Source organism: Buttiauxella noackiae ATCC 51607 (genome assembly GCF_001654865.1).
In the GTDB taxonomy this organism is placed as follows: Bacteria; Pseudomonadota; Gammaproteobacteria; order Enterobacterales; family Enterobacteriaceae; genus Buttiauxella; species Buttiauxella noackiae.
In genome coordinates this window covers 1-2,729 of the sequence record NZ_LXEO01000023.1, presented here as the reverse complement: position 1 = coordinate 2,729, position 2,729 = coordinate 1, and the positions used below count along the sequence as shown (strand labels likewise).

At 33.2% G+C, this 2,729-nt stretch carries 4 protein-coding genes; all 4 read left to right on the top strand.

The features are described 5' to 3' along the window. Window positions 1-225, top strand: a 225-nt coding sequence (locus M979_RS22490) for a DapH/DapD/GlmU-related protein (RefSeq protein WP_280643561.1), incomplete at its 5' end; no start/stop codon positions are given. An 11-nt stretch (window positions 226-236) separates the two neighbouring features. Further along, entirely contained in the window at window positions 237-1,217 is a 981-nt protein-coding gene (locus M979_RS09890; RefSeq protein ID WP_064554804.1) for a WaaS/CpsH family glycosyltransferase, read from the top strand. Between the two features lie 141 nt (window positions 1,218-1,358). Then, window positions 1,359-2,405 (top strand): hypothetical protein, encoded by a 1,047-nt coding sequence (locus tag M979_RS09885; protein ID WP_064554800.1) that lies wholly within the window; start codon window positions 1,359-1,361, stop codon window positions 2,403-2,405. Continuing rightward, window positions 2,383-2,729, top strand: a 347-nt coding sequence (locus M979_RS09880; RefSeq protein ID WP_157093227.1) for a glycosyltransferase family protein, incomplete at its 3' end; no start/stop codon positions are given. The genes M979_RS09885 and M979_RS09880, both read left to right, overlap by 23 nt.

Here is a 2,729-nt window from a genome sequence, read left to right as displayed (position 1 = left end):
CCATTGAATATCAGTGAGACTATAATAGGAGACTACTGTTTTATCGGCGCTGGGGTGAAAATTTTGGCTGGTAGCTCATTAGGTACACAATGCATTGTAGGCGCCAACTCTGTAGTCAGAGGTGAATTCCCCCCATATTGTGTGATTGCCGGGGCTCCGGCAAGAGTTATAAAAGCCTATAATCATTCTACCGGGGAGTGGACCCGTGTAGAACAAAAGAATTGAGTGGTATTGATATGAACAAAGTTTTATTAGTTATGCCGTTCTTTAATTCATATCATAAGAAAATAAAAAAAGAAATTGAAGAGTTGGGGTATGAGGTTCAGGTTGTCAGAGATAGTTCAACATTTGTCAAAATTATTCATTTGAAATTCATATCAAAAAAATTATACTTTTTATATATGCAGGTTATCTGGCCGTTAATTTTTAAATTTAAAACAAGGCGTAAATATGACTATCTTTTTGTTATCAAAGGGGAAGAGTTAACACCTCATCTGTGCAAGCATCTACTTGCTAACTGTGTCAGCCAGAAAAGTGTTCTATACTTATGGGACTCAATTGCACATAATCCCAGAACAAGCGAAGTATTAAAATATTTTACATTTTGTTTTACGTTTGATGATGATGATAGTAAAAATGAAAAATATAGATTCGAACTTTTCCCCTTGTTTTATTCCGAGGAGTTTTCTTCATCAAAAGTTTACAAAAAGGCTGAAGCGCAGTATGATTTTATGTGCATTGGTTCATTTAAGGAAGAAAGAGCCGATTTTCTTCGTTCAATAGAAAGCAAATTTGAGCCCCATAATTATCGCTATCTGTTTAAATTATATCTCCCATGGAATCAGTACATAAGAAAATTAGTATCACAACCTGACTTTTATCCTAAGTATGGAAAGTATATTTTTGTTCGGAAGATGGCATTATCTACAGTTGCAGAAATTACACATAACAGTAAAGTTGTCGTCGATGTACCTGATAAAATTCAAAGTGGGCTAACAATGCGTACATTTGAGGCACTGGGCGCTCATAAAAAGTTATTAACGACGAATTACAACGTAAAAAACTATAGTTTTTATTTACCTGAGAATATCAAAGTCAATTTGAATGATATGACCGATGATTTTATTACCAGTTCTTATGTTAATCACGGTGATGTTACAGAACTACGAAGCATAAAGAATTGGGTGGCTTCTATAATGAATAAATTAAATTCATAGTCGTGAGCAATGTTTGAAATAATACATGGTCAAATATAAATGACAAATATAAAAGTAAAATATCAAATAACAAACCTTTTCATTGTTTGTGTATTTATCTTTTCATACGTGCTTTTGAATGTACCAGGGCCGGGAAAGTGGATGTCCGATTCTGCATTCCAGTACTATGATATTTTTTACAAGGCTTTGTTATACTGCTCGATAATAATATTTATAAGTGTCAATTTTTTTTATGATATACGTAATGTACCACTTTCTTTGTTATTTTTTATTACTATAACAACACCTATTACACTGGTGTTCAATATTTATTTCTTACCTTATATATTGGTTTTTTCAGCGGCTTTTTTATTGGTGAGAAACATAAAGGTTGGGTACTACAATGTCAGCTACGTTAAAATAATGATAGTAGTAAGCTTGATATTTTCATGTGCCCAAGCTATATATTTTAGAAGTGAGGATGGCCGACCAGCTTTGAGTTTCATAGATCCCAATTTTTCAGCGTTTTATGTTTTTATGCTGTTTGCTATTTCATCAATATTGCGCTTAAGATTGTTAAATTTCTTTTGTTTCATGCTTGGTATGTTTATGCTGAGTCGAGCATTTTTACTAGCTGTTATTGTTTTTTGGATATTAGGCCATGTGAATTTTATTTTTAATACTGCACGTAGATTAAAACTTTCACATCCCTTTATAATGGCTATTCTTAGCCTTTTTCTCGTGTTTGCTGCCGGTTCCGCATTACGTACATTTGGCGGTAATGATGTCTCTGATTACGATTCGGGGATTTCACGTTTTTCTACGGTTAATGATGGTTCCAATCGACTACGCTTCCAGCTCAATGAACAATTTCTTTCAGCCCTGTCTGAATCGAGCGATCTAAAATTGAGAGGTGTATCAAGAGAGTTTTATACTAGCACCTATGCTCCTCTAATTCCTCATAATGGTTTCTTTGAATTTGTTAGAATCAATGGGCTTTTACTTACTATTATTTTTATTTCATTTGTTTTTTTATCAATGATAAATAGTAATGCGAAGTGTACCTTCCCATTTGTCACTAGTTATATTATTTACTTATGTTTTTTACCTGTTATTCCTGCAGGATTAAGCCTTCTACTTGTATCCCTAATTTATGCAGTAATTTTAAATAAAAACGGAGCGCAAAGTGTTAGCAATAATTGTTCATAGCTTAAGTCGGGTAGGAGGCACTGAATCCGTTGTTAAACTTTTGGCAAATAATTTATCATCTCATTTAGATGTTGTTGTTATTGAAACAGAGAAATCAACATATGTAGCTAGTGATAACAATTCTTTTACTGTGGTTAATTTATCTAGTAATATTAAGAATGAAAAGCTAAACATGCTTTTCGCCATGCTAAAAGCGGGTTGGTATATTAGAAAAAAAGCTATTCGCGATGTCTACTCAACTTTTGGTAATTTAAATATTCTTGCGATATTGCTTTGTTATGGCTGTAATGTGATCGTATGTGACCATCTCTGCTACAGGCAATC